This is a genomic window from Prescottella defluvii, assembly GCF_000738775.1.
GTDB lineage: Bacteria > Actinomycetota > Actinomycetes > Mycobacteriales > Mycobacteriaceae > Prescottella > Prescottella defluvii.
In genome coordinates this window covers 1-268 of record NZ_JPOC01000099.1, presented here as the reverse complement: position 1 = coordinate 268, position 268 = coordinate 1, and the positions used below count along the sequence as shown (strand labels likewise).

The 268-nt window shown below is 73.1% G+C and carries 1 protein-coding gene; it reads left to right on the top strand.

Annotated features, from left to right (window positions below; translation table 11 throughout):
* Positions 1-268, top strand: a 268-nt coding sequence (locus IJ15_RS24990; protein ID WP_156112216.1) for an ABC transporter permease subunit, incomplete at both ends; no start/stop codon positions are given.

The following is a 268-nucleotide window of genomic DNA, read 5'->3' as shown; positions in this document are numbered from 1 at the left end:
TGCGCTCCGGCCTCGCCCAGGTGCCGGTGGGGCTGGAGGAGGCCTCGGCGGCGCTCGGCAAACCGCCGTGGCGGACGTTCCTACGGGTGACGCTGCGGCTGACCGCGCCGTCGGCCGCCGTCGGTGCGGCGTTGGTGTTCATGGCGATCGCGACGGAACTGACCGCGACCCTGCTGCTGGCCCCCAACGGCACCCGCACCCTGTCGACCCGATTCTGGTCGCTCACCAGCGAACTCGACTACGCGGCCGCAGCCCCGTACGCGCTGCT